Origin of the sequence: Nesterenkonia haasae, from assembly GCF_010119385.1 — a bacterium.
Classification (GTDB): domain Bacteria; phylum Actinomycetota; class Actinomycetes; order Actinomycetales; family Micrococcaceae; genus Nesterenkonia; species Nesterenkonia haasae.
On sequence record NZ_VFIE01000007.1, the window covers coordinates 1 to 574 of the forward strand.

Below are 574 nucleotides of genomic sequence, written 5' to 3' on the forward strand. Positions count from 1 at the left end.
CCCGAAGAACTTCCTGGCCTACCCCCAGAGCGTGAAATTGAATTTTGTATCGACCTTGAACCCGGTACAAAACCCATTTCCAAAGCCCCATATCGAATGGCTCCTATTGAACTTCAGGAGTTAAAGACCCAACTGCAGGAATTGTTAGACATTGGCTTTATTCGTCCTAGTACTTCTCCTTGGGGTGCTCCTGTTCTATTCGTGAAGAAGAAAGATGGGAGTATGCGACTTTGTATTGATTATCGGGAGTTGAATCATGTCACCATCAAAAATAGGTACCCATTGCCACGTATTGATGACCTGTTTGACCAGTTGCAAGGAGCCAAATTCTTTTCAAAGATTGATCTTCGTTCCGGATATCACCAATTGAAGATTAGAACCGATGACATTCCAAAGACGGCTTTCAGAACTCGGTACGGGCATTATGAATTCCTAGTCATGTCCTTTGGATTGACTAATGCTCCTGCTGCCTTCATGGATATGATGAACCGAGTATTCAAGGAATATTTGGATCACTTTGTGGTCGTCTTTATTGATGACATCCTCATTTACTCCAAAAGCCGTGAAGATCATG

At 42.9% G+C, this 574-nt stretch carries 1 protein-coding gene; it reads left to right on the forward strand.

What is annotated here, in order from left to right; all coding sequences use genetic code 11:
* Nucleotides 1-574 (forward strand): reverse transcriptase family protein (locus FH975_RS00025; RefSeq protein WP_162319530.1); only part of this gene is annotated, 574 nt, incomplete at both ends.